Source organism: Nonomuraea sp. NPDC051298 (assembly GCF_055586305.1).
Genome location: NZ_JBVJIM010000006.1, coordinates 108,300 through 134,131, shown reverse-complemented (window position 1 = coordinate 134,131; position 25,832 = coordinate 108,300). Strand labels below are relative to the sequence as shown.

The window sequence follows — 25,832 nt, the reverse complement described above, 5'->3', positions numbered from 1 at the left end:
ACGGGCATGCTCTGGTGACACGACTTTGCGTCACTCTCACTAGACTTTGACGTCTGTCCCCGCATTACCCGTTGTTCAACCCCCCGCTACCGCCTCGAAAGGGAGTCATGACCCGCGTGGTCCTGCTGGGCGCCTCGCCCGGCCCCGACATCTCTCCGACCGGCCTGAGGCTGGCCGCGCTCTCCGGCAATCCCTCCGTGTCCGAACGCCTGCGCAGCCAGCTCACCTCGATGGATCCGCGTTTCGCCACGGTCAAGGCCGACGACGTGGCCGAAGCCCTGCGCGCCGTGGCCGACGTCGCCGAGTCCGCAACGGAGAGCCTGTTCATTATCCCGGAGAACTCGGTCGTCCACGACGAGCTGATCTACCAGATCACCAAGTCCAAGCGCGGCGCGCTGGCGCTCGTCGCGAAAGAGCCGCGCGTGGGGGTGACGGAGGACAACGGCCTGGAGGACAACGGCCCTGACGGGGTCGGAGTGGACGACAACGGGCCGGAAGACCGCATCCCCATCGAGGAGGCCGACCCGGAGATCGGCCTCAACCGCGTCGAGGGCCTGCCCGTGCGCGCCCGCATCGGCAAGTCGCGAGTGGTCTCGGTGGGCACCGCGACGCACGCCGTGACCAGGCCCAACGCCGTGATGCTCGGCCCGCTGCACATCAGCGCGCGCAACGCGCCCGTCCTGGCTCAGACGTGCCGCGAGCTGGCCGCGATGGCCGACCGCTTCGGCGGCGACGACGACCTGGTGCAGCTCATCGTGTTCGGCCTGGTGCGCAACGGCGTGTCGGTCGGCATCCGGGGCCGCCGCGACCTGTTCTACCGCCGGGTCACCACCCAGGAGGAGGTCAACGAGGCCGGCGCCGAGATGGCCGGCATGGACGAAGACCGCTCCCGGCTCAACAACGCGGTCAAGGGCGCCGACGGCTTCTTCACCACGTACTTCGTCTCCACCTACTCGCGCTACATCGCCCGCTGGGCCGCCCGGCGCGGGCTGACGCCCAACCAGGTGACGCTGATCTCGATCGCGCTCGGCGTGGCCGCGGCCGCCTGCTTCGCCACCGGTGACCGCCCGTGGATGGTGCTCGGCGGCGCGCTGATCTACTTCGCCTTCGTCTTCGACTGCGTCGACGGGCAGGTCGCCCGCTACGCCCGCAAGTTCGGCGTGCTGGGGGCGTGGCTCGACGCGACGTTCGACCGGTTCAAGGAATACGTGGTCTTCGCCGGGCTGGCGGTCGGCTGGGTGGTCTCCGGCAACGGCGAGGAGATCTGGATCCTGGCCCTGGCCGCGCTGGGCCTGCAGTCCGTACGCCACCTGCTCGACTTCTCCTTCGGCGCCGCCAACCGGCGCAAGCCCCCGTCCCCGCTGCCCACGATCCCGCTCGACGCCCCCGACGACCGGGAGCTGCGCCAGGCGCTGACCCGCCGCAAGGTCGAGCGCAGCCAGGGTCTGCGCGGCCTGCTCAAGATGTGGACGAAGGCGGGCAAGTTCCGTGCGGTCCACTGGGCGCGTAAGATGATCGTCTTCCCCATCGGCGAACGTTTCGCGGCCATCGCGATCACCGCCGCCCTCTTCGACGCCCGGATCACCTTCATCACCCTCGTGATCTGGGGCTCCCTCGCCGCCGCCTACACCCTCACCGGACGCCTCATGAGGTCGCTCGTATGATCACCCACCCCCGAACCACGGCCGCCCCCACGCCGGATCCCGACGAGGAGCGCCGCCGCATCCAGACCGCCCGCCTCGTCGCCTACCGCGACGACGGCCCGCTGGCCAACGCCCTGTCGAGCAGGATCGGCACCGGCCTGCCCCCGTTGCCCGCCACGCTCGTGGCCCTGCTCGCCGTGGTCGCCATCACGGTCTTGGGCCTGCTGGAGCCGGGCCCCGTCCTCCTGCTGCCCGTGGCGATCGTGCTGCTGCTCGTGCTGCCCACGACGCCGCGCGACCACCTGGGCCGCCTCGACTGGCTCACCCCGCCGCTGCTGCGCGCCGCGGAGTTCTTCACCGTGATCGCGGTCGGTCTGGCCGCCGACGCCCCGAAGTGGCTGCTGTTCGTGCTCGTGTACGTCGTCGGCTACCACACCTACGACACCGTCTACCGCACCCGCCAGAGCATCTGGCCGCCCGCCTGGGTGTTCCACGCCGGGCTCGGCTGGGAGCTGCGGTTGCTGATCATCGGTGCCGGTGCGGCGTTCGGCGTGGTCACGCCGGTGCTGGCGGTGCTGACGGCGTACTTGTTCGTGCTGTTCGCGGTGGAGAGCGTGACGAGCTGGGTGCGCCTGGACAAGGCGTCCGCCCAGGCGGGCGCCGACGCCGAGCAGGACCTGGAGGCCTCCCCTGAAGACGCCCTCGAGCAGGCCACGGGCGAGGCGGAGAAGGGCTGAGCACCGGTTTCCTCCCGTTCGTCTCGCCGCGGCGCCGCACCTGTGTGCGGCGCCGCGCGTGTTCCCCGAGGCGCCCGTCCCGCCGTACGAGAGCGCTCTCCGCACTCTTTCCCGCCCGATGCCCGGGTTCTCGTCCCCGTCGGGCACGACATTGACAGAAGGTAAGGTCCGTGTTCACATCGCCCTAAGAGAGCGCTCTCTCCTGCCTCCACACCCCCATGGAGCGATGATGACAACACCCATCAGGCACCGGCGCCGCCTGGCGGTGCTGGCCACGGTGCTCACGGCACTCGCCGGCCTGCTCGTCCAGGTGGCCGTCAGCGCCTCGGCCTCCGTCCCGCCCACCCCGTCGGGCTGGTCACTGGTCTGGTCGGACGACTTCAACGGCGCGGCCAACACCCTGCCGTCCTCGAACGACTGGATCATCGACACCGGCCACTCCTACCCCGGCGGCCCGGCCAACTGGGGCACCGGCGAGATCCAGAACTACACCTCCAGCACCGCCAACCTCAGCCAGGACGGCGCCGGCAACCTGCGCATCACGCCCCTGCGCGGTTCGTCCGGCGAATGGACCTCGGCGCGCATCGAGACCAGGCGGGCCGACTTCAAGCCCGCCGACGGGCGCGTCCTGCGCATCGAGAGCCGACTCCAGATGCCGAACGTGACCGGCGCGGCCGCCCTGGGCTACTGGCCGGCGTTCTGGGCGCTGGGGGCGCCGTACCGGGGGAACTACTGGAACTGGCCGGGCATCGGCGAGTTCGACGTCATGGAGAACGTCAACGGGATCGACTCCGTCTGGGGCGTGCTGCACTGCGGCGTCAGCCCGGGCGGGCCGTGCAACGAGACCAACGGCCTGGGCGCCAGCCGCGCGTGCCCCGGATCGACGTGCCAGTCGGCGTTCCACACCTACCGGTTCGAGTGGGACCGCGGCGTGAGCCCCAACCAGTTGCGCTGGTACGTGGACGGACAGCAGTTCCACAGCCTGAGCCAGGCCCAGTTCGACGCGACGACCTGGGCGAACATGACCGGCCACGCGGGCTACTTCCTGCTGCTCAACGTGGCCATGGGCGGCGCGTTCCCCAACGGGGTGAGCGGGCAGACGACGCCGACGGCGGCGACCGTGCCGGGGCGGCCGATGGTGGTCGACTACGTCGCGGTGTGGCAGAGCGGCGCGGGCACCGACCCCACCACCCCGCCCGGCGGCGTCGACGCCCGATCCACCGTCCAGGCCGAGCGCTACCAGGCGCAGTCGGGCACCATCGTGGAGACCACGACGGACTCGGGCGGGGGCCAGAACGTCGGGGCGATCGCGAACGGCGACTGGCTGCGCTACGACGGGGTGAACTTCGGCTCGACGGCCGCCACCCAGTTCAGGGCCAGGGTGGCCTCGGGGGCCGCGGCCGGGGTGAGCGGGCTCGTCCAGGTCCGCCTCGACAGCCCGACGGCCACGCCCATCGGCGACTTCGCGGTGGGCAACACGGGCGGATGGCAGAGCTGGCGTACCGTGCCGGCGAACGTCTCGGGGGTGACGGGCACGCACACGGTGTACCTGACCTTCTCCTCGGGCCAGCCGTCCGACTTCGTCAACGTCAACTGGTTCACGTTCTCGACGTCCTGACCCCTCGTACGGGCTCCCGGGCGGCCCTCACCGCGCCGCCCGGGAGTCCCGGCGGCCCGATGCGCGGGTGCGGCGGGCCGTGGATTCGCCGGCGAATTCAGGAACAATGGTGCGGGTGAGCGAACTGCCGGTCATCGACGTGTCGCCGCTGATCACCGATTCCGCGGGAAAGCGGGACGCCGCGGAGGCGATCGGGGCGGCCTGCCGCGACAGCGGCTTCTTCTACGTGTCCGGCCACGGCGCGCCGCCCGCGCTGGTCGACCGGCTCGACGCGGCGAGCAGGCGGTTCTTCGCGCTTCCCGAGCCCGTCAAGAACGAGATCGCGATGGCGCGCGGCGGCCGGGCCTGGCGCGGCTTCTTCCCGGTGGGCGGCGAGCTGACCTCCGGGCGGCCCGACCTGAAGGAGGGCGTCTACTTCGGGGCCGAGCAGCCGCCGGGTCCGCGGCCCCTGCACGGCCCGAACCTGTTCCCCGCCCAGGTGCCCGAGCTGCGGGAGGCGGTGCTGGAATACCTCCGGACGATGACGGGGGTCGCCCAGGCGGTCATGGGCGGGATCGCGCTGAGCCTGGGCCTCGGGGAGGACTACTTCCGTACGGGATACACGGCCGACCCGACCATCCTTTTCCGGATATTTCATTACCCGCCCGGCCCGCCCGACGACCCCGATGCCTGGGGCGTGGGCGAGCACACCGACTACGGGCTGCTCACCCTGCTCCTCCAGGACCACAACGGCGGGCTCCAGGTGCACACCGGACGAGGCTGGGTCGAGGCGCCCCCGCTGGAGGGCACGTTCGTGTGCAACATCGGCGACATGCTCGACAAGCTCACCGGCGGCCACTACCGCTCCACGCCGCACCGCGTACGCAACCGCAGCGGCAACGAGCGCCTCAGCTACCCGTTCTTCTTCGACCCCGGCTGGGACAGCGAGGTGCCGCCCCTCCCCTACGCCCCCGGCCGCCGCTGGGACGGCCAGGTCGACTTCACCGGCACGTACGGCGAGTACCTGCTGTCCAAGGTCTCCAAGGTCTTCCCGCACCTGTTCGAGCAGCAGGAGCTGTGAACCGGGTCATCCGGCCCCCTCGGGGAGGACCCATCCGTAGACGTGCCAGAGTCCGCTCTTCTCCCGGTCCACGTGCTCGACGAAATACGAACGGTCCCTGCCCGCCATGAACTCCATCTCACCCGCGTTGCCGCTGATCAGGTCCAGGTAAAAGCCGGGCGTGCCCTCAGGCAGCCGAAGATGCAGGACCACGTCGTAGTCGACCCAGGACACCTCCTTGCCGAGGTTGGTCGACATGAAGCCCCGTTCGTGCTGCACGGTGCCCGACAGCTCTTCGATGGGCACCGTGAAGAGGCCCTCGGTCAGTCTCACGCCCCGGTGCACGTCGATCGTCTCCGTGAGCGGCAGGCGTCTCACCAACCGGTCCAGGTTCACGACGTCCTTGAGCACCTGCCGGTGCTCGCCGCCCGTCAGCGGGGTCCTCGTGTTCCTCCTGAGCACGTCGGGGGGCGGGACGTCGGAGCTTCGCAGCAGCCTGTTGATCTCGACGTAACCTCCCATCGAGTAGGACCGTCCCGAGGTGCGCTCCCCGTACGACAGGCGATCGGCGACCCGGCTCCAGAGGGCGGTCCCGAACGAAGGGCCGACCGTACGAGCCCCGAAGGGCGCGTCCGTGGGGACGCCCGGGGAGACTCCGGTGTACAGCAGGCCCGAGCGGGACCTGCGGACGACGTCCCCGGCGGGGTCTCCCGAGTGCGGCCGCCCCGCCTCGTCCACGAGTCCAGAGAAGGGCGCCGGGCTCCGACCCCGGTCGCCAGAGACGTACGGACGGTCGGCGGCGGTCGCCGTCCCGGCGACGACGGCCGGGGAGTCCTCGCGGAACAGGGACACCAGATCGGGAAGGGCTTTCGCCAGGGCAGGATGCAGGTGCTTGGAGTTCGCCAGGTCGACGAGAACGTCCAGGGTGACCCACCTGGCCCCGCGCGGCTCGAGGCCGTCGAGCTTCGGGGTGAAGATCTGCCCCTCCGCGACCAGGTTGGTGTAGGTCGAGCCCTTCCCCGCCTTCACCGGGAACTCGCCCCTGAGGTCGAGCCCGTCGAGATACGCCTTGTCGGCCCCGAGCCCGTCGCTGATCTCACGGGCGGCGGCCTGGACGGGGGTCTCCAGGCCGTGGAGGGCGCCACCGGGCAACTGCCACCGTTCGGCGCCGGAGACGTGCTCGCCCTGTCGTACGAGGAGGTAGCGCGGTTCGCCCGACGCGTCGGTGGCCCTGATCAGCACGCCCGCGGCGTCGGGCCTGCCTCGGTGCCCGGACGTCGCGTGCTCCTCGCCCGGTTTGCCGACCTGTTCGAGGAGCTGGAAGGGACCCGGCTGGGTGCGCGAGTCCGTCGCCAGGGGCAGGTCCATCGCGGTGGGTCTGTTGATCAGGGAGTCGATGCTGCGGTCCAGCTTGGCGGGAATGAGGTCGGGTTTGCCTCCCGCGCCGGAAAAGCCGCCTCCGCCTCCGTCCGGGCGCGCCGCGGTGTCCGGCGGGAGCTTGTTGACCACCTGCGGCCCGGACATGCCGTCCGGCTTCGGCTTGCCGATGGGCGTCGGCTCCGTCAGCGCCCCTGACGCGACCGGCTGCTCGACGGTGTGCTTGAACGCGGACGACAGCGACGTGAATTCGGGCGTGGACGTCGAGTGGCTCCCGTACCCGTGGGACGAGCCGTGGCCGTTACCGGAGGGACCGTGGCCGTTACCGGAGGGACCGTGGCCGTTACCGGAGGGACCGTGACCGCTGCTGGAAGGGCCGTCGATGTGGTGCCTGCCGGGGGACCAACTGGCCCAGTGCGCGTCGGCGCCGCCAAGGACGCCTGCTGTGACGTTCTTCAGCAGCCGTTCCCCGTCGAGGGGCGCTCCGCCGAGAAGTTGGAGTGACAGGTCGGTCGACCCGCTGGCCAGCCCCGACCGGACCATCAGCCCCCACATCGACCTGGTGGGCCAGATCCCGGTGAAGACCGTCAGGAAGCCGCCCAGCAGGGCGCCCGTTCCGGCCGACGCCATGATCTGCTCCCAGTCGAGCTGGTCCCGCCGCGACTGCGAAGCCTGCACAGCCAGGTCCATGCCGGCCAGAAGGGTGCCGAACAGGCCGACGTTGATGAGCAGCCGTTTGCCGAGCTGGGCGATGACCAGCCGGGTGAGCTTCACCCGGCTCCCGATCAGGGCGAAGGAGAGCCCGCCCCATGGTCCGATCGCCATGGCCAGCAGCCAGCCGATCTGGAAGATCAGGAACCAGACGGAGACCTCGATCATCCGTTTGGTGTACTGGACCTGGACCCCCAGCTCGTTGCAGTCGACGGCGGCCGTGACGAGTTCCTCGACCAGCTCGGACAGGGCCGGGCCGGCATGGGAGCGGGCGTACTCGACGAACGCCGTCAGCGCCTCGCCGTCCCAGTCGTCGCCTTCCTGTACGGCGCTGACGAGCCCGCCGACGATCCCCACGTTCCGCGCGGCCTCGGCGAGCGCGTCGGCCAGCCGGAAGCAACCGTCCTCATCGCCTTCGGGCCAGTCCATGCCGACGGCGTAGCCCACGTACGGTTTGGCCCAGTCAGGCACCAAAAAGCCGTCGAACCCCAAGTGAGGTCACCAGCCCTCCGGCCCCTGAGAGGGCTGGTGAGGCGGCTCGCCGCTCTCACCGGGGCCCGCCCCGAAGCCCGGCACGGAACCCGGCCCAGCGCCCGGCACGGCCTCGTTCCGGTCCTCGACGCCCGCGTAGGTCCGCGCGTTGACCGACAGACCGTCGCGCAGTCGCGCCAGGTGGTCGAGGTAGCCGTAGAAGGCCCCGAAGACGCGTTCCCTGACCTTGGGGAGGTTCCGCTCCAGTTCGGCGCCGTACTGGTCCTTCCCCAGCGGGTTGCCCTCGCGCTCGAACGCCCTCACGAGGACCTCACGCTGCTCTTGCACGGCGTCGTACGCGTCTCCCGCGTGCCCCGACCGTCGCAGCACGCCCTGGGGCTCGGCCCGGTAGCCGACAGCGTCGTGGCTACCCACGCGCGTCGTGGCCGGGCGAGGGTGGCGGCACCGGCTGCGGCAGGAAGGACTCGAAGCTCACACCCTCGCCGTAGATGTCGTCGAAGGCCAGGCCCTCCGGCACGAACGGCGCCATCAGCTCCTTCGTCCGCTCGGCCACCTCGACCGTGGCGACGCCGATCTGCTCCATGATCGTCTGCGCGAGCTGGGACGGCGAGAGCTTGCGGTACACCCTGGGGTCCAGGTCAATGCTCCGCACCTGCCCGCGCGGGCCGACGGACACGGTGACCAGGCTGTCGGCGGACTCGGCGGTCGCCGTCATCTCGGACAGCCTGCCGAACGCCTCGCGCAACTGAGCGGTGTGCCGGTTGTATTCCGCGGCCAGTTCCTCAATGGTCTGCCGGAACTCGTCGCTCAACGAGCCTGCCTTCCGTCGGACACCGATTACTGTACGAAGATATAGAACATAAATCGGCATATGTCTCAGCAGCGCACATAATTACGGAGTTCGTCAGCGATCGTTCACCTGTCACGCATCCGGGTGAACGCGGGCGATCACCGGCGACCGCACCGTCGCCGTGACCTGTTCAGGCCGACTCCCGCACGACGAGCCGGGCCGGCAGCACGACCGAGGTGGTGTGGCGGCCCTCCAGCCGGGAGAGCAGCAGCCGGGCCAGCGCCAGCGCCTGGTCGGCGACCGGAACGCGGACGGTGGTCAGGCCGGGCGTGGTGGCCGAGGCGGCGTCCACGTCGTCGAAGCCCACGACCGCCAGGTCCTCCGGCACCCGCCGCCCCAGCTCCCGCGCCGCCCGCAGGGCCCCGATGGCGAGCTGGTCGGTGGCGGCGAAGACGGCGTCGAGCGACGGCGAGTCCGACAGGAGCCGCAGGGTCGCCGCCGCGCCCGAGGCGCGGGTGAGGTCGTCGGCCAGGGCGAGGTGCGGCGTCAGCCCCGCCTTCTGGAGCGCGGCCCGGTGCCCGGCCAGCCGGTCCTGTACGGTCACCAGGTCCATGGGCCCGCACACCATGCCGATCCGGCGGCGGCCGAGCGCCAGCAGGTGCTCGGTGGCCGCCGCAGCGCCCGCGGCGTTGTCCACGTCCACGTACGGCACCAGCGACGCGATCGCCGGCTTGCCCAGCAGCACGACCGGCACCCCGGTACGCGAGAGCCGCTCGGCCAGCGTGTCGGCCCGGTCGGGCGGCAGCAGCACGGCCCCGTCCACCAGGCGGGCCTCCACGTGGGCGACGATGCGCCGGTGGCTCTCGGCGGTGTCGGCGAGCATGAGCGTGATCTGCTTGCCCGCGCCCTCCAGCAGGCTCGTGACGTACTGGACGACGGCGGCGGTCAGCGCGTCGCCGCCCTGCCTGGGCACCGACAGGACCAGCGCGATCGCGTTGGTGCGCCGGGTCACCAGGCTGCGCGCGGCGGCGTTGGGCACGTAGCCCAGCTCGTTGACGGCCCGCAGCACGCCGGCGCGGACCTCGGGGCTGACCGACGACTCGCCGTTGACGACGCGCGAGACCGTGGCCCTGGACACGCCCGCGCGGGCGGCCACCGTCTCCAGGGTGGGCCGTCTGGGACGCGTCTCGGCCAGGCCGTTGCGGCGGATGACGTCGCGGTACCACAGCGCGCTGTCCTTGGGCCGCCGCCGCTGGGTGGCGAAGTCGACGTGCACGAGGCCGAACTTGCGCCGGTAGCCGTCGGCCCATTCGAGGTTGTCGAGCAGGGTCCAGACGAGGTAGCCGCGTACCCGGGCGCCCTCCTCGACGGCCGCGCGCAGGGCGCGCAGGTGCTCCTCGATGAAGCTGATGCGCTCGACGTCGTGAATGCCGTCGCCGGTCACCACGTCCACGAAGTCGGCGCCGTTCTCGGTGATCATCAGATCGAGGTCGGGATGGTCGTGGGAGAGGCGCCGCAGGAGCAGGGAGAGGCCGCCCGGCACGATGGGCCAGCCCATGGCGGTGACGGCCGTGGGAACGGTGCAGAACAGCACGCCCTCGCTGCCCGGCCAGGCGGGGTCGGCGGGCTCGCTCGGCTGCGCCTGGACGACCAGCGGTGTGTAGTAGTTGACGCCGAGCAGGTCGAGGGGCTGGGCGATGGTCTGGAGGTCGCCGTCGCGCACGTGGCCGAGCCCGCCGTCGCGCTCGATGATCGGCAGCAGCTCGGCGGGGAGGGAGCCGCGCAGCATCGGCTCCAGGAACTGCCGGTTGGCCAGCGCGTCGATCCTGCGCACGGCCTCGGCGTCCTCGTCCGCGAGCGGCCGGTCGAAGTCGCTGACCTGGGCGGGCGTCATGACCGGCGAGAGGTTGAGCACCGCGCCGACCCTGGCCGCCCCGGCCGCGCGCAGGGCCTGCGTGGCCAGCCCGTGGGCGAGCAGCAGGTGGTGGGCGCTCCTGAACGCCGCCGCGGCCGATGCGCGGCCCGGCGCGTGGCTGCCGGAGCCGTAGCCGAGGAACGCCGCCACCCACGGCTCGTTCAGCGTGAACCAGGTGTCCACCCGGTCGCCCAGCCGCTCGTGCACGGCGGCGGCGTAGTCGGCGAAGTGCCGGGCCGTGTCGCGCGAGGGCCAGCCGCCCCGGTCTTCGAGCGCCTGCGGCAGGTCCCAGTGGTAGAGGGTGGCGTACGGCGTGATGCCCGCCTCACCCAGCTCGTCCAGCAGGCGGTCGTAGAAGTCGAGCCCGGCCGCGTTCGGCTTGCCGTCGCCCTGGGGGAAGACGCGCGCCCAGCTCACCGAGAACCGGTAGGCGGCCATCCCCAGGTCCTTCATCAGCCGCACGTCTTCGGCGTAGCGGTGGTAGTGGTCGCACGCCTCCGCCCGGTCGGCGGAGAAGGTGTCCCAGATGGACGGCAGACGGCCGTCGGCGGACGTCGCCCCCTCGATCTGGTAGGCCGAGGTCGACACTCCCCATACGAAGCCTTCGGGGAAGCCTGCGCTGCTCATTTCTGCGGATGCCCTCCGGTCACGGTCACGCCGCCCAGTCTCCCGCGTGCCGCTCGTCGCGCGCCAGCCTGGCCAGGCGGTATACAGAGCGCGTGGAACTGGACCGGCTCGATCGTGACATCATCGCAGCGCTCGTCGACGACGCCCGCCAGACCTATGCCGACATCGGCCACCAGGTGGGGCTGAGCGCGTCGGCGGTCAAGCGGCGGGTCGACCGGCTGCGCGAGGCGGGGGCGATCACCGGGTTCAGCGCGCGGGTGGCGCCGCGGGCGCTCGGCTGGACGACCGAGGCGTACGTCGAGCTGTTCTGCCAGGGCAAGACGAAGCCGTCGGACATCGCGCTGGCCGTGGCCAGATACCCCGAGGTGGTGGGCGCGGCCACGATCACCGGCGAGGCGGACGCGCTGCTGCACATCAGGGCCACGGACGTTCGCCACGTCGAGCGGGTGATCGAGCGCATCGCGGCGGAGTCGTTCGTGGTGCGGACCAAGAGCTCCATCGTGCTGTCGAGGCTGGTGGACGCACCTCCCGGCGCCTCCCCGCCCGAGCCGCGCAACGGATCGGGCACCTCTGCCTGAGAGACGCAACAGATCCGCGCGAACACGCAAGGTCAAGACCTTGGCTTGCCGAATCATGCGTTCCTAGGCTGTCCTCGTCTCCCCGAATGGGGATTTTCCCTGGTTAAGGACCCGATGGAGCGTTGCATGCCCAAACACTTCCTCATGTGCCGCCCGGACTACTTCACGGTCGAGTACGCGATCAACCCGTGGATGCATCCTGAGACCGGGGCGGACCGCGACCTGGCGGTCCGGCAGTGGGAGGGTCTGAAGTCCGCGTACGAGGAGCTCGGGCACGAGGTGAGCCTCATCGAGCCGATCGACGGGCTGCCCGACATGGTCTTCGCCGCGAACGGCGCCCTGGTCGTGGGCGGGCGCGTCTACGGCGCCCGCTTCGCCTACCCGCAGCGCGGTCCCGAGGGGCCCGCCTACCTGCGCTGGTTCGCCGAGCGCGGCTACCCGGTGCTGGAGCCGTCCCACGTCAACGAGGGCGAGGGCGACTTCCTCACGCTGGACGACGTCGTCCTGGCGGGCACCGGCTTCCGCACCGACGTGGTCGCCCACCAGGAGGCGCAGGAGTACCTGGGCCGTCCGGTCGTCTCGCTGACGCTGGTCGACCCGCGCTTCTACCACCTCGACACGGCGCTGTTCCCGCTCGACGGGCACAACGTCGCCTACTACCCCGCCGCCTTCTCTCCCGGCAGCCTCGCGGTGCTGCGCCGCATGTTCCCGGACGCGGTGCTCGCCACCGCCGAGGACGCCGGGGTGCTCGGGCTCAACGCGGTCAGCGACGGCACGAACGTGGTCGTCAACGCCGAGGCGTCCACCCTCCAGTTGGAGCTCAAGCGTCGTGGGTACGAGGTGATCCCGGTCGACCTGTCGGAACTGCGCAAGGCAGGCGGGGGCCCCAAGTGCTGCACACTGGAGATCAGGGGGGAGAACTGATCATGACCACCACCGCAGAGCTGATCGAAGTGAGCGAGCGCCGCAGCGCGCACAACTACCATCCGCTGCCCGTGGTGATCCACGAGGCCCACGGGGCCTGGGTCACCGACGTCGACGGCAGACGCTACCTGGACTGCCTGGCCGGCTACTCCTCGCTCAACTTCGGCCACGGCAACCCGAAGATCATCGAAGCCGCGAAGGAGCAGCTCGAACGGCTCACCCTGACCAGCCGGGCCTTCTACCACGACCAGTTCGCGCAGTTCTGCGCCGGTCTGGGGGACCTCACGGGCAAGGACCTGATCCTGCCCATGAACACCGGCGCAGAGGCCGTCGAGACCGCCATCAAGGTCGCCCGCAAGTGGGGCTACGAGGTCAAGGGCGTCGAGCCCGGCCAGGCCACGATCATCGTGATGGAGGGCAACTTCCACGGCCGCACCACGACGATCGTGAGCTTCTCCACCGACCCGGAGGCGCACGACAACTTCGGCCCGTACACGCCGGGCTTCCGGATCGTCCCGTACGGCTCCGCCGAGGCCGTCCGGCAGGCGGTCGACGCCAACACGGTCGCCGTGCTGGTCGAGCCGATCCAGGGCGAGGCCGGGGTGCTGGTGCCGCCGGACGGCTACCTGAGCGAGATCCGGGACCTGTGCTCGGCCGAGGGCCTCCTGATGATCGCCGACGAGATCCAGTCGGGGCTGGGGCGCACGGGCCGGACGTTCGCCTGCGACCACGAAGGGGTCGTGCCGGACATCTACGTGCTGGGCAAGGCGCTCGGGGGCGGTGTCGTACCGGTGTCGGCCATCGCGGCCAACCGTGACGTGCTCGGCGTCATCCACCCGGGGCAGCACGGCTCCACGTTCGGCGGCAACCCGTTGGCCTGCGCCGTGGCCAACGCGGTCATCGAGATCCTGAACACGGGCGAGTTCCAGGCCAGGGCCGCCAAGCTGGGCGAGGTGCTGCACGCGCGGCTGCGCGAGCTGATCGGCAAGGGCGTGGTCGAGGTGCGCGGGCGCGGGCTGTGGGCGGGCGTGGACATCGACCCGTCGCTGGCGACCGGGCGCGAGGTGTCCAAGGCGCTGATGAAGCGCGGCGTGCTGGCCAAGGACACCCACGGGTCCACGATCCGGCTGGCCCCGCCCATCGTCGTCTCCGAGGACGACCTCAACTGGGCCGTCGACCAGCTCGCCGACGCGGTCTACGAGCTGAAGACCCGCTGACCCGCCTGGGCCCGGCCGGGGACATCCTGCCGGGCCCGCGCGACAGAGGGCGTCACCGCGTGCCGGAGACCGCGCTTCCGCGCGCCCCGGCTACTCCGGCAGGAGCCACACGTGCATGCCGTCGGGCGCCTCGCCCGGCACGAACCCGTGCTCCTTCAGCTCGGACGAGAGCACCTCCCCCGCCGGCCAGTGGTTGACGCCCGCCACCTCGTCCTCGCTGACCACCGCGTCGCCCCGCAGGACCCGATAGACGAAGCGCGAGCTGACGCTCTCCCCCGCCACGTCGAGCACCTGCCCGGCGATCTCGTACGTGTGCCGGCCCACCTGGTAGGAGTCCATGACCGCGAGGTCGCCCGGCACGGGCGTGGCCCGCTCGTGCCAGTTGAACACCAGCCGCCCGCCGGGCACGAGCAGCCCGGCCAGCACCCGCCACAGCTCGGCCCGCTCGGCGGCGGCGAAGCTCTGCAGCACCGAGATCATCACGACGGCCTCGACCGGCTCGTCCACCCGCACGTCGAGGGCCCCGCACGGCAGCACGGTCACCCGGCGCAGGACGTCGGGGCCGAGCCCGGCCAGGCGGGAGACCAGCACCGAGCGCATGCCGAGCGACGGCTCGACGGCGTAGATCTCGGCCGGCGTCTCGCGGGCGATCAGCTCGGTGATCAGCCCGGTGCCCGCGCCCAGCTCGACCACGCTTCGCCCGACGCCCGTGAGCAGCGGGGACAGCAGCTCGCGCACCACGGGCACGTGGCCGTCCTCGTGCTGCAGGTCGTAGAAGGGCACGGCGGCGGCATAATGGTCAGCGGTCATGGGTGTCAGCCTAGGTCGGCCGAGTCGATCGGCCTGACGACCTCCCCGGTGGAGCCGTACCAGGTGACGCGGCCGGGCAGGGTGAGGATGGCCAGCGCGTTCTGGAACCAGGGCCCCTTGGTGATCCGCCAGCGGAACGGCGGGCGCGGCACCCCCGCCAGCCGCGCCAGCAGGCTGCCCATCAGCGTCGCCACCGAGAACTGGGTGAAGACGTTGGCCCAGCGCAGCAGGCGGCTGAGCGGGTTGCGGATGGGCGAGCAGACGATCTGGTGGAACTGCCCTCCGTCGGCCTTGGCCAGGTAGGAGTAGTGCACGTCGCCCGAGAGGATCAGCACCGGCTTGCCCAGGCCGATCAGCAGCCGGGCCAGGTCGTCGAACGAGCGCCGGAAGGCCGCCCAGTGCTCCAGGTCGATGGCCTGACGGAACGCCTCCGACCACCGCCGCACCAGCGGGCCCCACTTGCCGTCGCACAGGGCCTCGTTCCAGTTCTGTACGCCGTGCACGCCCTCGGGCAGCAGGAACGGGATCGACGAGCCGATGACCAGCCGCTCGGCCGGCCGTCGCACCTGCTCCTCCAGCCAGGCCCACTCCCCCGGGTCGAGCATGCGGCGGTCGCCGGGGGTGAGCTGCCGGGCGCACCGGGTGTCCACCATGATCAGGCGGGTGGGGCCGAGGTCGCGGGCGTAGCTCCAGCGGTTGCTGCCCGGCTCGGCGTCGGCCCGCTCGGCGAACGCGTCGAGCGCCGCCCCGCCGTCGCCCGCCATCAGCTTGGCCAGCAGCGGGTCGTCGGCGCGCTCGGCCGGCGAGAGGTTGCCGAGATGCTGGTAGATCCAGTACGCCCCCAGCCCCGCCACCACCCGGCGGGGCCACCACGGGGTCTGGGCCATCTGTTCGCGCCAGGGCTGGGAGGTGTTCCAGTCGTCGCGCAGGTCGTGGTCGTCGAAGATCATCGCGGTCGGCACGGTGGACAGCAGCCAGCGAATCTCGGTCTCGGTCCACGCCTGGCGGTACAGCTCGGCGTACTCCTCGAAGTCGGCGATCTCCCCCTGCGGCTCGCTGTTCCTGCGGGAGCGGATGTAGGCCAGCATGTCGGGCGAGGGGTTGTCGGCGTAGACCTGGTCGCCGAGGAGCAGCAGCAGGTCGGGCCACTCGTCCTCGCCCGCCTCCACGAGGTGCTCGCCGAAGGCGCGCAGGACGTCGTCGCCGTGCGTGCGTACGTGGGCGGCGTCGTGCGGGACGCTCGTCCGGCACGAGCCGAACGCCAGCCGCCTGGCCCCTTCGGCGGGCAGCAGCCGGATCCGGCTCGGCGGGCGACCCGCGAGCGGCCATACCGGCTCCCCGTCGAGCCGCACCGAATACGACGCGATATCCTGGGACAACGCAACGAGATCCACGATCGCGTAGTGGTGACCGTGCACGGTGAAGGTAGGCGACCGGTAAGTCCTGCCGTCCGCCTCGACGGCGACCGTGCAAGGGTCGGCGGTCTCCACCCAGATCGAGGCGCTGTCGGTGTCGACATGTCGCAGCATGGGCCCCACCACGAGTGCGGGCAATTTCTCCAACCCCCGATTCGACGATTCGGCACACTCTCGCCGGCAAGCCTGCCAGAGTGGCACGGTCCACAGCACCCGATCACCGGCTGGGATTTCTACCAAGAACTAGGCAAGGCCAAACCTCCCGCCTTAGGATGATCGTGACAACAACGCCCAAACGGGGAAGGCAATGGCGCTTTTTCCGCAAAAAGGGCGTACATACCAGGAGGAATTCCTGCCATGAGCATCATGGTGCCGTCAAAGACGCCGGCCCTGATCACCCCGGGCCGTCAGGCCCTCGACTCCGCGCTCCACCAACTCGACCAGGCCGCCGGGCAGCTCGGGCTCGACGACGGGCTCCGTACGATGCTGGCCACACCACGCCGCTCGCTGACCGTCTCGGTCCCGGTGCGGCGCGAGGACGGCACCCTGGACGTCGTCCAGGGCTTCCGGGTCCAGCACAACGTCTCACGCGGCCCGGCCAAGGGCGGGCTCCGTTTTCATCCCGCCACCGACATCCACGAGGTCACCGCGCTCGCGATGTGGATGACGTGGAAGTGCGCACTGGTCGGCATCCCGTACGGCGGCGCCAAAGGCGGCGTGGCCGTGGACCCGACCGGGCTCACCACCCGCGAGCTGGAGCGGCTGACCCGCCGCTACGTCAACGAGATCATGCCGCTGATCGGCCCGGAGAAGGACATCCCGGCCCCCGACGTCGGCACCGACGAGCAGACCATGGCCTGGATCATGGACACCTACAGCGTCACCGCCGGCTACTCGGTGCCCGGGGTGGTCACCGGCAAGCCGTTGACGCTGGGCGGCTCGCGCGGACGCGCGGGCGCGACCGCGCGCGGCGTGCAGATCACCACGCTGGCCGCGCTCGGCCGCTCGCCCGAGGGCGTGACCGTGGCCGTGCAGGGCTTCGGCAAGGTGGGCGCGCCGGCCGCGCAATACCTGTCCGACGCCGGGTTCAAGGTGGTGGCGGTGTCCGACGCCACCGGCGCCGTCCACAACGCCGGGGGCCTCGACCTCGCGCGGCTGCGTGCCTGGGTCGCCGAGTGCGGGGGCGTGCTCGGCTTCCCGCAGGCCGACGCGATGTCCCACGACGACCTGTTCGAGCTGGACGTCGACGTGCTCGTCCCGGCCGCGCTGGAGGGCGCGATCACCGAGGCGAACGCGCCGAGGATCCGCGCCCGCCTGATCGTCGAGGGGGCCAACGGCCCCACCACGCCCGAGGCCGACGAGATCCTCGCCGCGGGCGGCACGACGGTCGTGCCCGACATCCTGGCCAACGCGGGCGGGGTGATCGTGTCGTACCTGGAGTGGGTCCAGAACCTGCAGTCCTGCTCCTGGAGCGCCGGGGAGGTCGAGCTCAAGCTGCGCGACCTGATGCTCGACGCCTTCTCCGAGGTCACCTCGACAGCCGCCGACCGCGGTCTGACGCTCCGCCAGGCCGCGCACGTCATCGGCGTGGGCCGGGTGGCCGAGGCGCACCAGACGCGCGGCCTCTACCCGTGAGCGCGGCTCGGACAGCGCCGCGACTTTAGTAGCACGGGGCTCGCCCAAGGTTCGATGCCTGGGCGGGCCCCGTGCCGCGACCGTGGAGCCATGAGAGGTCTCATCAACTTCGTGGCCGTGATCGCCGTCATCCAGGGGCTCGCCGGTTTCGCCGGCCGCGTGTGGTTCGACAGCGAATGGGGGTTCCTGCACCGGCTCGTCGATCTGCCCGTGCCCGCCTACCTGGGCGTGGCCCTGGCCGGGGTGGTGGTGCTGATCTGGGTGGACAGCGCCAAGAACCGCGGTCAGGGCTGACCCGCCGCGGGCCCGGCAGGGCCGGTCAGAGCTGTGCCGCAGCGGGCTCGCCGGCGCTGGTCAGGGCCTTCGCGGGCTCGTCGAGGCTGGTCAGGGCCGCAGTTCGGCGTAGTCGAGCGCCTCCGCCAGGCTTTCCAGGTCGCGCATGAGCTGCTCGGTGCGCTCGCGCCCGAACGCCGCCGCGATCGTCCCCTGCTGCTCGGCCACGGCCCCGTCGATCCGGCCCAGCAACTCGGCTCCCCTGTCGGAGACGAACACCGCCACCCGCCGCCGATCGCCCTTCGACGGCCCCCGGTAGACCAGCGCCCGGTCGATGAGCCGGTCGACGGCCTTGGTGAGCGTGGGATGCGGCATCAGCACGGCCTCGGCCAGCTCGCCCATCGACTCGCCGCGGCCGTCGGCCAGGGCTCGCATGATCCGCCACTGCTCGACCGTGACGTCCTCACCGGCGAGCACCGCCGCCAGCCCGCGGTTGACGCTGCGCTCCGCACGGCTGAGCAGGTAGGCGAGCGAGGACCCGAGGCCGGAGGTGGTCATGAAAGGTCCCTTTCGTCGGGGGGCTAGAAGGGAGGATACTCGTCGGCGTGGCGGCGACAGTCGACCCTCTCGAAGCGCGGCTGCTCCCTTCCGAGGCGATCAGGATCGCCCTGATCGTCCCCGTGTCCGGGGTGCTCGGCCTGATGGGCCCCTGCGCGATCAACTGCGCCGTGCTGGCCGCCGAGGAGATCAACGCCCGGGGCGGCCTGCTGGGGCGGGCGGTCGAGCTGGTCCTCGTCGACGGCGGGCGGCCCGCGCGCGAGGTGGCGGCCGAGGTGGCCGGGCTGGTGCGCTCGGGCACGGTGGCGGGGGCGGCCGGGGCCCACGCCAGCGACGTGCGCGTGGAGGTGGTGGCCGCGATCGCGGGGCGGGTCCCGTTCGTCTACGCGCCGCCGTACGAGGGCGGGGGCCGCGCGCCGGGCGTCTACTTCCTCGGCGAGACCCCCGGCCGGCAGCTCGCCCCCGGCATCGAGCGGCTGGTCCGCACCGGGCGGGCGCGCCGGTGGTACCTGCTGGGCAACGACTACGTCTGGCCGCGCCTGGTGCACGCCGGCGCCCGCAGGCGGCTGCGCGCGGCGGGCGCCACGGTGGTGGGCGAGAGCCTCGTCGAGCACGGCGCGGCCGCCGGCCAGCTGGAGCGGGTGGCCGACGCCCGGCCGGACGCGATCCTGCTGACGCTGATCGGCAGCGACCTGATCGCCTTCAACCGCGCGTACGCGGCCTCCGGGCTCGGCGCGGCCCGGCTGTGCGCCGCGCTGGAGGAGCACGGCCTGCTGGGCATCGGCGGCGACGCCACCGGCGAGCTGTACGCGTCGATGGGCTACTTCCGCGACCTGCCGACCGAGGCCAGCCTCGGCTTCTCCGAGCGCTACGCGGCCAGGTTCGGCCACGACGCCCCCATGCTCAACGCCCACGGCCACGGCTGCTACGAGGCCGTGGCGATGCTGGCGGCCCTGTGCGCGCGGGCCGGTTCGCTGACGGTGCCCGCGCTGGACGCGGTGGCCGACGGCACCGCCATCACGACGGCGCGCGGCACGCTCACGCTCTTCGATCACCAGGTACGCCATCCCGTCCACCTCGGCAGGGCCGACGGCCTGAACTTCTTTCTAGAGAAACCTTTTCATTAGAAAGCTTTGGCTCTAAGGTGCCAATCACCCTCATGCACCAAGGAGCCGTTCATGAGCACAATCGAGCAGTTCGGCTACCGCCAGGAACTCCAGCGGTCCCTGGGATTCACCGATCTGATGATCTACGGCCTGATCTTCATGGTGCCGATCGCGCCCTTCGGCATCTTCGGCAGCGTCTTCACCGCCTCCCACGGGATGGTGGCGATGGCGTACGTGATCGGGCTGGTGGCGATGGCGTTCACGGCGCTGTCGTACGCGCAGATGGCGCGGGCCTTCCCGATGGCCGGATCGGTCTACACCTACGCCGGGCGCGGCATCGGCGCCCCGGTCGGCTTCCTCGCCGGCTGGGCGATCCTGCTGGACTACGTGCTCGTGCCGTCGCTGCTCTACCTGGTGGCCGGCACGGCCATGAACTCCTTCGTACCGCTTCCCGTCTGGGCGTGGCTGCTGGTGTTCGTGGTGCTCAACACGGTCGTCAACTACCTGGGCATCCAGATGACGGCCAAGATCACCCGGATCATGCTGGTCGCCGAGCTGGCCGTGCTGGCGATCTTCCTCGTCGTGGGCGGCATCGCGCTGGCCCAGGGCAAGGCGCAGACCGGCGCGCTCACCCCGCTCTTCGACCCCTCCTCCTTCTCCTGGGGCGTGGTGCTCGCGGCGGCGTCGCTGGCGGTGCTGTCGTTCCTCGGCTTCGACGGCATCTCGACGCTGGCCGAGGAGAACCGCGAGGACGCCCGCCGCCTCGGCCGCTCCATGGTGGCCGCGCTGGCGGTGGCGGCCGTGCTGTTCGTCGTCCAGACGTGGGTGGCGGCGCTGCTCACCCCCGACCGGGCGCGGCTGATCGCCGAGGGCGACGCCGCGGGGAGCGCGTTCTACGACACCGCCGCGTTCGCCGGCGGACCGTGGCTCGCCGTGCTCACCGCCGTGGCCACCGCCATCGCCTGGGGCTTCGCCAACTCGCTGGTGGCGCAGGCGGCCACCTCGCGGCTGCTGTTCGCGATGGCCCGCGACCGCCAGCTCCCCGCCTTCCTGGCCAAGGTGCACCCCAGGCACAGGGTGCCCGTCAACGCGACACTGCTGGTCGCCGCCGTCTCACTGGTGCTCGGCGTCTCCATGAGCATGCGCGAGAACGGCATCGGCGAGCTGACCTCCCTGGTCAACTTCGGCGCGCTGAGCGCCTTCCTGCTGCTGCACGTCGCCGTGGTCGTCCACTACGTGATCAGGCGGGGCAGCCGCAACTACTGGGCGCACCTGGTCGCGCCCGCGATCGGCTTCGCCGTCCTGGTGGCGGTCGTGATCAACCAGAACGTGGCGGCCCAGTGGGTCGGCGGCATCTGGCTGGCCCTCGGCCTGGTCGTCCTCGCCGTGTCGTACCTGCTGGGCCGTAGGCCCGCCCTTCCCACTGAGGTCAAGTGAACGTCGGAGGTCAAGTGAACGTGGAGGTCCAGTGAACGTCGTCTCCTACCACCCCTCGCCGGAGGAGCTGAGCTACACCTTCGGGGGACGCCCGGCCATCGGCCGGGTACGGCCGGGCACGATCATGGAGCTGTACACCGAGGACTGCTTCGGCGGCCGGGTCACGACCGTCGCCGACCTGCCCTCGCGGGTGTGCGAGTTCCCCTACCTGAACCCCGTGACCGGCCCGTTCCACGTCGAGGGCGCCGAGCCGGGCGACACGCTGGCCCTGCACTTCATCGCGATCACCCCGGCCAGGGACTGGGCGGTGTCCACGACGTTCCCCCACTTCGGCGCGCTGACCGGGACGCACACCACGGCCATGCTCCAGCCGCCGCTCGCCGAGCGGGTCTGGCGCTACGACATCGACCTGGAGCGGAACGTCGCCGTCTACCACGCCCGCAACAGCGACTTCAGCGTGGCGCTGCCCCTCGACCCGATGCACGGCACCGTCGGCGTGGCCCCCGGCGCGAACGAGGCCCGCATGACCATCACCCCCGACGCGCACGGCGGCAACATGGACACCCCCGAGCTGCGCGCGGGCGTCACCGTCTACCTGGGGGTCAACGTCGAGGGCGGGATGTTCTCGATCGGCGACGGCCACGGGCTGCAGGGACACGGCGAGGTCTGCGGGACCGCGGTCGAGTCGGCCATGAACACCGTCGTCGCGGTCGAGCTGATCAAGGGCGTGGCCACGCCCTGGCCGCGGCTGGAGGACGACCTGCACCTGATGTCCACCGGGTCGGCCCGGCCGCTGGAGGACGCGTACCGGATCAGTCAGCACGACCTGGTCACCTGGACCTCCGAGCTGACCGGGCTGGACACCCTCGACGCCTACCAGCTCGTCAGCCAGGCCGGGCAGGCGCCGGTCGGGAACGTGTGCGACACCAACTACACGATGGTCGCCAAACTGCCCAAGGCGTATCTGGGGGCGACGGCGGTGTACGAGTCGGCGCACGCCCGGCTGCGCGCGCTGGGTTCCGCGTACACAAGTTAGGGTAAACATTGATGTCGCAGGTCAAGGCACTGATCATCTTCGCCATAGAGTGTGAGGGTGCTCAGGTTGGTGCTGTCTCTGGTCCTGCTCGATCCAGTTGCCGTCAACGAGGTGGCGCAACGCAACGTCCCCGCTCCCAGCATCCTCACCCCTGACGGCGACCGCCTGGGCTACGCGCCGGTCCCGCGTCCCTACACGGGGGCGCGGCGGCTGGCCGGGGTGCTGCTCGGCCGCGACCCGGTCGCCAAGACCGACGTCCTGTGCGGCGGCACGGTGATCGGCTCGCGCTCCCGCAGCCTCGTGCTGACGGCCGCGCACTGCCTCTACCACGACGGGCGGCTGCTCGAGCACCTCGCGTTCCTGCCGGGGTTCGACCGGGGGCGGCCCCGGCTGGGGGTCTGGCCGGTCGTCCGCACGTGGGTGCCGGCCAGGTGGCGCACCCGGCCGTACTCGCCGGACCTGCTGCCGTACGACGTGGGCCTGGTCGGCGTCGTACGCCGCAAGCGCCCGCTGGAGGCCGTGACCGGGCGCGGGCTGCGGACGCTCAGCACCACCCGGGGGACCGAGCTGCGCGGGCTCGAGCTGCTCGGCTACCCGGCGGGCAAGGGCTACCCGGGCACGACGATGTACCGGTGCCTGGGCGACACGGTCGAGGGCATCGCGGAAGGGCCGGGGGTGATGGTCACCCACAACTGCCACGCCGCCGCCGGTGGCAGCGGCGGCCCCGCGCTGTACGGCGGTGCGGTGGCGGGGGTCGTGTCGTCGTCCAGCCCGCTGAGCGACCGCAAGGGTTACACCGTGCTGACCCGGCTGGGCGGCCGGAGCTTCGAGCGCCTGCTCGCCAGGGCCGACCGCGAGATGCGACTCACCCCGGCGACCTGACGCCTCCCCTGGTCAGGCCGTCCGCCTGACGACTTCTGCCATCAGGCCGTCCGCCTGACGACTTCCTCGCACAGCGCGTGGGTGGCCAGGGCGTCGGCGGCGTCGACGCGGCGGCCCTCGCGGACGGCGGCCAGGAACTCCAGGGAGATCTGCTCGATCCCGCGCTGCCTGGCCACCGGCACCCAGTCGGGCCGCCGGGCCAGCCGCTCGCCGCCCTGGTAGTCGACGACGTCGCCGAGGTTCACCACCCGCCGCTTGACGCCGTCGCCCATGGCCTCGCAGGTCTCCTCCGCGGCGCCGCTCATCCGGTTCATCACCCCGATGGCGGTGAAGCCGTCACCCGACAGCTCCAGCACGATGTGCTCGATGAGCCCGTCGCGGACGCGGGTCCTGATCGTGGTGCCGGTGACCTCGCCGGGGACGAGGAACCTGAGGGTGTCGGCCACGTGGATGAAGTCGTCGAAGACGGCCCGGCGCGGGGAGTCGGGCAGGCTGTGGCGGTTCTTCTCCATGACGACGAGGTGGCGGGGGTGGGCGGCCAGCTCCGCGTAGCCGGGGGCGTGGCGGCGGTTGAACCCCACCATCAGCGACCTGTCCACGTCTCTGGCCAGGCGGACGAGCTGCTCGGACTCGGCCAGCGTGTAGGCGATCGGCTTGTCGACGTACACGTGGATCCCGGCGCTGAGCAGCGGCTCGACCAGCTCGGGATGGGCGTCGGTGGCGGCGTGCACGAACGCGGCGTCGACCCCGGCCTTGATCACCTCATCCAGGCTCGTGGACCGGGCGGCGATCCGGTAGGTGTCGCCGAGCCGGTCCAGCCGTGCCTCGTTGCGGGTGCACAGGTGCAGGTCGAGGGCGGGCTGGGCGGCCAGCACGGGCAGGTACGCCTTCTCCGCGATGTCGCCGAGGCCGATCATGGCTATCTTCACCCGTCGAGCGTAGCCTTGAGCGCTTCGTCGATCGGCGTGGGCGCGACACCGAACGTCCGCTGGAAGGCCGAGGAGTCGAGCACGAACGGCGCGGTGAACTGGTAGCGCGTGTGGGACAGTTCGCCGAGCATCGGCGAGAACAGCCCGGCCACCCTGACCAGCGGCCACGGCAGCACGGCCATGCGGGGCGCGGGCCGGCCCAGCAGCGCGGCCATGCGCTCCCCCACCTGGCGCAGGGTCAGCGGCTCGGCGGTGGGCACGTGCCAGGCGCGGCCCCAGGCGCGCTCGTCGCCACCGGCCGTGATCAGGGCGTCGGCCACGTCGGGCAGGTACGTCCAACTGTGCGGCACGTCGGCGGGCCAGACCAGCGGGATCGTCTTTCCCGCCTTGAGCGGCGCGAGGAACCGGTCGCCCAGGTAGCCCTGGTCGGTGGCGCCGGGGCCGAAGTAGTCGGAGCCGCGGACCTCGGTGGCCCTGATGCGGCCGGCCTCGTGGGCGGCCAGGGCGTCGTTCCACATCGTGGTGCGTACCCGGAACTTGGGGTCGGAGGAGGCGAGCGGCAGATCCTCGGTCATGGGGACCGAGACGGGGCCGTACGGGTAGAGGTTGCCGAGCATCGCGTACACGGCGCCGCTCGCCTCGGCGGCGGTCAGGAAGGAGGCGGCCATCGGCGGCCAGTCGGTGAGCCAGCGGTGGTACTGCGGGTTGACGCAGTTGTAGAGGACGTCGGCCCCCTCGCACAGCTCGGTCAGCCGGGCCCGGTCCGCGACGTCGGCGGCCACCTTGACCGCGCCCTCCGGGCCGCTGCCCGACCTAGTCACGACGACCACCTCATGGCCCCGCGCCAGCAGCTTGACGGCCACGTGCCGGCCGACCTGGCCGGAACCGACGACGACGTGCTTACCCATGATCAGACCTCGTTCCAGACGATGCGGAGAACCGCGTTGACGACGAAGAGTACGGAGAAGATCGCGGCGGACGTGACCAGCCCCGAGGCGTAGAGCGCCAGGGCGCCGCCGCCGAACCAGAGGATCTCCAGCGCGGCGCGGGCCGGTCCGGTCAGCGGGAGGATGGCGTTGACGCCGCCGCCCGCCCCGAACAGGGCCCACGCGAGCACGAGGAGCGCCGGCCCGCCGAGCCCGGCCAGCAGCTTGAGCCCCCAGTGCGGGCTGACGGTGAAACCCCAGTATCCCGCCGAGACCAGCACGCCGAGCTCCAGGAGGAACATCAGCAGGGCGTTGGCGTTCTTGGCCAGGGCGGGCATCGGAGCCTCCGGGTCAGGCGTTCGCTTTCGAGAGCAATGCTCTCTCAATAGAGCGGTGTTCGTCAAGAGCAGTGCTCTCGTTTTTTGGCACCGCTCTGATAGTCTGGCCCCCATGACCGCCAGCCGTACCGCAAGAGAACGCGTCAGGGCCGAGCTGACCAGGGAGATCACCGACATCGCGCGGCGCCAGCTCGCCACCGAGGGAGCCGGCGGCCTGTCGCTGCGGGCCGTGGCGCGCGAGATGGGCATGGTCTCCTCGGCCATCTACCGCTATTTCCCGAGCCGGGACGACCTGCTCACCGCGCTGATCATCGACGGCTACAACGCGCTCGGCGAGGCCGTCGAGCGGGCCGAGGCCACCCAGCCCCGCGAGGGCTTCCGCCGCCGCTGGCTGGCCGTCTGCCACGCGGTGCGCGACTGGGCGGTGGCGCACCCCCACGAGTACGCGCTGATCTACGGCTCCCCCGTGCCCGGCTACCACGCGCCAGAGGACACCATCGAGGCCCGCTCGCGCGACGTCATCGTGATGGGCCGCATCGTCTCCGACGCCTGGCGGGCGGGCGCGCTGATCGCCCGCGACGCCGAGCTACCGCCCGAGCTGGAGGCGAAGGCGGCCGATCTGAGCGCGCTCATGCCCGAGGTGCCCGAGGCCATCGTCTGGCGTGCCCTCTCGGCGTGGACCGCGTTGTACGGATGGGTCAGCTTCGAGGTGTTCGGCCAGTTCAACAACGTCTTCGAGGACCGGCGCCCGGCGTACGAGCACGCCATGCGGCTCATGGCGGACACCATGGGGCTTGCTCAGTAAGACTTACTAAGTTT

The 25,832-nt window shown here is 71.4% G+C and carries 24 protein-coding genes; 14 read left to right on the top strand and 10 right to left on the bottom strand.

What is annotated here, in order from left to right:
- Nucleotides 1-107 precede the first annotated feature (107 nt).
- From ACZ6S0_RS20185 to ACZ6S0_RS20170, 4 genes are all read left to right on the top strand, one after another.
- On the top strand, nt 108-1,664 hold the full coding sequence (locus ACZ6S0_RS20185; protein WP_465919620.1) for a CDP-alcohol phosphatidyltransferase family protein: 1,557 nt from the start codon (nt 108-110) through the stop codon (nt 1,662-1,664).
- The gene (locus ACZ6S0_RS20180) at nt 1,661-2,380 is read left to right on the top strand and encodes a DUF5941 domain-containing protein (RefSeq protein ID WP_465919618.1); all 720 of its coding nucleotides are present in this window, start codon (nt 1,661-1,663) and stop codon (nt 2,378-2,380) included. Before ACZ6S0_RS20185 ends, ACZ6S0_RS20180 begins: the two co-directional genes overlap by 4 nt.
- Nucleotides 2,381-2,609: 229 nt before the next feature.
- Entirely contained in the window at nt 2,610-3,998 is a 1,389-nt protein-coding gene (locus tag ACZ6S0_RS20175; protein ID WP_465919617.1) for a glycoside hydrolase family 16 protein, read from the top strand.
- A 115-nt stretch (nt 3,999-4,113) separates the two neighbouring features.
- The gene (locus ACZ6S0_RS20170; protein WP_465919614.1) at nt 4,114-5,058 is read left to right on the top strand and encodes an isopenicillin N synthase family dioxygenase; all 945 of its coding nucleotides are present in this window, start codon (nt 4,114-4,116) and stop codon (nt 5,056-5,058) included.
- A 6-nt stretch (nt 5,059-5,064) separates the two neighbouring features.
- Here the strand turns inward: ACZ6S0_RS20170 and ACZ6S0_RS20165 are convergent, their stop codons facing one another.
- The 4 genes from ACZ6S0_RS20165 to ACZ6S0_RS20150 all read right to left on the bottom strand — a co-directional run bounded on the left by ACZ6S0_RS20165 (nt 5,065) and on the right by ACZ6S0_RS20150 (nt 10,949).
- Entirely contained in the window at nt 5,065-7,554 is a 2,490-nt protein-coding gene (locus ACZ6S0_RS20165) for an ADP-ribosyltransferase (protein ID WP_465919611.1), read from the bottom strand.
- Between the two features lie 69 nt (nt 7,555-7,623).
- Nucleotides 7,624-8,031, bottom strand: a complete 408-nt coding sequence (locus tag ACZ6S0_RS20160; RefSeq protein WP_465919609.1) for a hypothetical protein — start codon at nt 8,029-8,031, stop codon at nt 7,624-7,626.
- Entirely contained in the window at nt 8,024-8,428 is a 405-nt protein-coding gene (locus tag ACZ6S0_RS20155) for a YbaB/EbfC family nucleoid-associated protein (RefSeq protein ID WP_465919606.1), read from the bottom strand. Before ACZ6S0_RS20155 ends, ACZ6S0_RS20160 begins: the two co-directional genes overlap by 8 nt.
- A gap of 169 nt (nt 8,429-8,597) precedes the next feature.
- Entirely contained in the window at nt 8,598-10,949 is a 2,352-nt protein-coding gene (locus ACZ6S0_RS20150) for a GH1 family beta-glucosidase (RefSeq protein WP_465919604.1), read from the bottom strand.
- 92 nt (nt 10,950-11,041) lie between these two features.
- On the opposite strand from ACZ6S0_RS20150, the gene ACZ6S0_RS20145 reads away from it, so the two are divergent.
- The 3 genes from ACZ6S0_RS20145 (at nt 11,042) to rocD (ending at nt 13,668) form a co-directional block, all read left to right on the top strand.
- A complete protein-coding gene (locus ACZ6S0_RS20145; protein ID WP_344892022.1) occupies nt 11,042-11,527 on the top strand; it encodes an Lrp/AsnC family transcriptional regulator in 486 nt (161 codons plus the stop codon).
- Nucleotides 11,528-11,653: 126 nt separating this feature from the next.
- On the top strand, nt 11,654-12,451 hold the full coding sequence (gene ddaH, locus ACZ6S0_RS20140; RefSeq protein ID WP_465919598.1) for a dimethylargininase: 798 nt from the start codon (nt 11,654-11,656) through the stop codon (nt 12,449-12,451).
- Between the two features lie 2 nt (nt 12,452-12,453).
- Nucleotides 12,454-13,668: an ornithine--oxo-acid transaminase gene (rocD, locus tag ACZ6S0_RS20135; RefSeq protein WP_465919595.1), complete on the top strand. Its 1,215-nt coding sequence runs from the start codon at nt 12,454-12,456 to the stop codon at nt 13,666-13,668.
- A gap of 90 nt (nt 13,669-13,758) precedes the next feature.
- Here rocD and ACZ6S0_RS20130 read toward each other — a convergent pair whose 3' ends face one another.
- Nucleotides 13,759-14,478: a class I SAM-dependent methyltransferase gene (locus tag ACZ6S0_RS20130; protein WP_465919592.1), complete on the bottom strand. Its 720-nt coding sequence runs from the start codon at nt 14,476-14,478 to the stop codon at nt 13,759-13,761.
- 5 nt (nt 14,479-14,483) lie between these two features.
- A complete protein-coding gene (locus ACZ6S0_RS20125) occupies nt 14,484-16,019 on the bottom strand; it encodes an alkaline phosphatase D family protein (protein WP_465920300.1) in 1,536 nt (511 codons plus the stop codon).
- A gap of 231 nt (nt 16,020-16,250) precedes the next feature.
- On the opposite strand from ACZ6S0_RS20125, the gene ACZ6S0_RS20120 reads away from it, so the two are divergent.
- Both ACZ6S0_RS20120 and ACZ6S0_RS20115 read left to right on the top strand, forming a co-directional pair.
- Complete coding sequence (locus ACZ6S0_RS20120) at nt 16,251-17,528, top strand: Glu/Leu/Phe/Val family dehydrogenase (protein ID WP_465919589.1); 1,278 nt, start codon at nt 16,251-16,253, stop codon at nt 17,526-17,528.
- Nucleotides 17,529-17,618: 90 nt separating this feature from the next.
- The gene (locus ACZ6S0_RS20115; RefSeq protein ID WP_344892004.1) at nt 17,619-17,822 is read left to right on the top strand and encodes a hypothetical protein; all 204 of its coding nucleotides are present in this window, start codon (nt 17,619-17,621) and stop codon (nt 17,820-17,822) included.
- A gap of 90 nt (nt 17,823-17,912) precedes the next feature.
- Here ACZ6S0_RS20115 and ACZ6S0_RS20110 read toward each other — a convergent pair whose 3' ends face one another.
- A complete protein-coding gene (locus ACZ6S0_RS20110; RefSeq protein WP_465919586.1) occupies nt 17,913-18,359 on the bottom strand; it encodes a MarR family winged helix-turn-helix transcriptional regulator in 447 nt (148 codons plus the stop codon).
- Nucleotides 18,360-18,406: 47 nt separating this feature from the next.
- On the opposite strand from ACZ6S0_RS20110, the gene ACZ6S0_RS20105 reads away from it, so the two are divergent.
- Genes ACZ6S0_RS20105 through ACZ6S0_RS20090 form a run of 4 tightly spaced genes read left to right on the top strand, consistent with a single transcriptional unit; the run spans nt 18,407 to nt 22,820 of the window.
- A complete protein-coding gene (locus ACZ6S0_RS20105; RefSeq protein WP_465919583.1) occupies nt 18,407-19,486 on the top strand; it encodes a substrate-binding domain-containing protein in 1,080 nt (359 codons plus the stop codon).
- A gap of 51 nt (nt 19,487-19,537) precedes the next feature.
- On the top strand, nt 19,538-20,902 hold the full coding sequence (locus ACZ6S0_RS20100; protein WP_465919579.1) for an APC family permease: 1,365 nt from the start codon (nt 19,538-19,540) through the stop codon (nt 20,900-20,902).
- Nucleotides 20,903-20,933: 31 nt separating this feature from the next.
- Nucleotides 20,934-21,938 carry an acetamidase/formamidase family protein gene (locus ACZ6S0_RS20095; RefSeq protein WP_465919575.1) on the top strand — a complete coding sequence of 335 codons (1,005 nt, stop codon included), beginning with the start codon at nt 20,934-20,936 and terminating at the stop codon, nt 21,936-21,938.
- 57 nt (nt 21,939-21,995) lie between these two features.
- Entirely contained in the window at nt 21,996-22,820 is an 825-nt protein-coding gene (locus ACZ6S0_RS20090) for a trypsin-like serine peptidase (protein ID WP_465919571.1), read from the top strand.
- Between the two features lie 41 nt (nt 22,821-22,861).
- Here the strand turns inward: ACZ6S0_RS20090 and ACZ6S0_RS20085 are convergent, their stop codons facing one another.
- Genes ACZ6S0_RS20085 through ACZ6S0_RS20075 form a run of 3 tightly spaced genes read right to left on the bottom strand, consistent with a single transcriptional unit; the run spans nt 22,862 to nt 25,013 of the window.
- Nucleotides 22,862-23,749 (bottom strand): Gfo/Idh/MocA family protein, encoded by an 888-nt coding sequence (locus ACZ6S0_RS20085; protein ID WP_465919568.1) that lies wholly within the window; start codon nt 23,747-23,749, stop codon nt 22,862-22,864.
- On the bottom strand, nt 23,746-24,657 hold the full coding sequence (locus ACZ6S0_RS20080) for an NAD-dependent epimerase/dehydratase family protein (protein ID WP_465919564.1): 912 nt from the start codon (nt 24,655-24,657) through the stop codon (nt 23,746-23,748). The genes ACZ6S0_RS20085 and ACZ6S0_RS20080 overlap by 4 nt, the downstream gene beginning before the upstream one ends.
- A gap of 2 nt (nt 24,658-24,659) precedes the next feature.
- Nucleotides 24,660-25,013 carry a YrdB family protein gene (locus ACZ6S0_RS20075; protein WP_465919562.1) on the bottom strand — a complete coding sequence of 118 codons (354 nt, stop codon included), beginning with the start codon at nt 25,011-25,013 and terminating at the stop codon, nt 24,660-24,662.
- 112 nt (nt 25,014-25,125) lie between these two features.
- On the opposite strand from ACZ6S0_RS20075, the gene ACZ6S0_RS20070 reads away from it, so the two are divergent.
- On the top strand, nt 25,126-25,818 hold the full coding sequence (locus ACZ6S0_RS20070) for a TetR/AcrR family transcriptional regulator (RefSeq protein ID WP_465919561.1): 693 nt from the start codon (nt 25,126-25,128) through the stop codon (nt 25,816-25,818).
- Nucleotides 25,819-25,832: the final 14 nt, after the last annotated feature.

What these genes read in the sequence shown, in the direction of transcription:
- ACZ6S0_RS20075 (WP_465919562.1), bottom strand. Translation starts at nt 25,013, where the DNA reads ATGCCCGCCCTGGCCAAGAACGCCAACGCCCTGCTGATGTTCCTCCTG.
- ACZ6S0_RS20110 (WP_465919586.1), bottom strand. Translation starts at nt 18,359, where the DNA reads ATGACCACCTCCGGCCTCGGGTCCTCGCTCGCCTACCTGCTCAGCCGT.
- ACZ6S0_RS20185 (WP_465919620.1), top strand. Translation starts at nt 108, where the DNA reads ATGACCCGCGTGGTCCTGCTGGGCGCCTCGCCCGGCCCCGACATCTCT.
- ACZ6S0_RS20120 (WP_465919589.1), top strand. Translation starts at nt 16,251, where the DNA reads ATGAGCATCATGGTGCCGTCAAAGACGCCGGCCCTGATCACCCCGGGC.
- ACZ6S0_RS20150 (WP_465919604.1), bottom strand. Translation starts at nt 10,949, where the DNA reads ATGAGCAGCGCAGGCTTCCCCGAAGGCTTCGTATGGGGAGTGTCGACC.
- ACZ6S0_RS20130 (WP_465919592.1), bottom strand. Translation starts at nt 14,478, where the DNA reads ATGACCGCTGACCATTATGCCGCCGCCGTGCCCTTCTACGACCTGCAG.
- ddaH (WP_465919598.1), top strand. Translation starts at nt 11,654, where the DNA reads ATGCCCAAACACTTCCTCATGTGCCGCCCGGACTACTTCACGGTCGAG.
- ACZ6S0_RS20070 (WP_465919561.1), top strand. Translation starts at nt 25,126, where the DNA reads ATGACCGCCAGCCGTACCGCAAGAGAACGCGTCAGGGCCGAGCTGACC.
- ACZ6S0_RS20180 (WP_465919618.1), top strand. Translation starts at nt 1,661, where the DNA reads ATGATCACCCACCCCCGAACCACGGCCGCCCCCACGCCGGATCCCGAC.
- ACZ6S0_RS20175 (WP_465919617.1), top strand. Translation starts at nt 2,610, where the DNA reads ATGACAACACCCATCAGGCACCGGCGCCGCCTGGCGGTGCTGGCCACG.
- ACZ6S0_RS20080 (WP_465919564.1), bottom strand. Translation starts at nt 24,657, where the DNA reads ATGGGTAAGCACGTCGTCGTCGGTTCCGGCCAGGTCGGCCGGCACGTG.
- rocD (WP_465919595.1), top strand. Translation starts at nt 12,454, where the DNA reads ATGACCACCACCGCAGAGCTGATCGAAGTGAGCGAGCGCCGCAGCGCG.
- ACZ6S0_RS20100 (WP_465919579.1), top strand. Translation starts at nt 19,538, where the DNA reads ATGAGCACAATCGAGCAGTTCGGCTACCGCCAGGAACTCCAGCGGTCC.
- ACZ6S0_RS20165 (WP_465919611.1), bottom strand. Translation starts at nt 7,554, where the DNA reads ATGGACTGGCCCGAAGGCGATGAGGACGGTTGCTTCCGGCTGGCCGAC.
- ACZ6S0_RS20115 (WP_344892004.1), top strand. Translation starts at nt 17,619, where the DNA reads ATGAGAGGTCTCATCAACTTCGTGGCCGTGATCGCCGTCATCCAGGGG.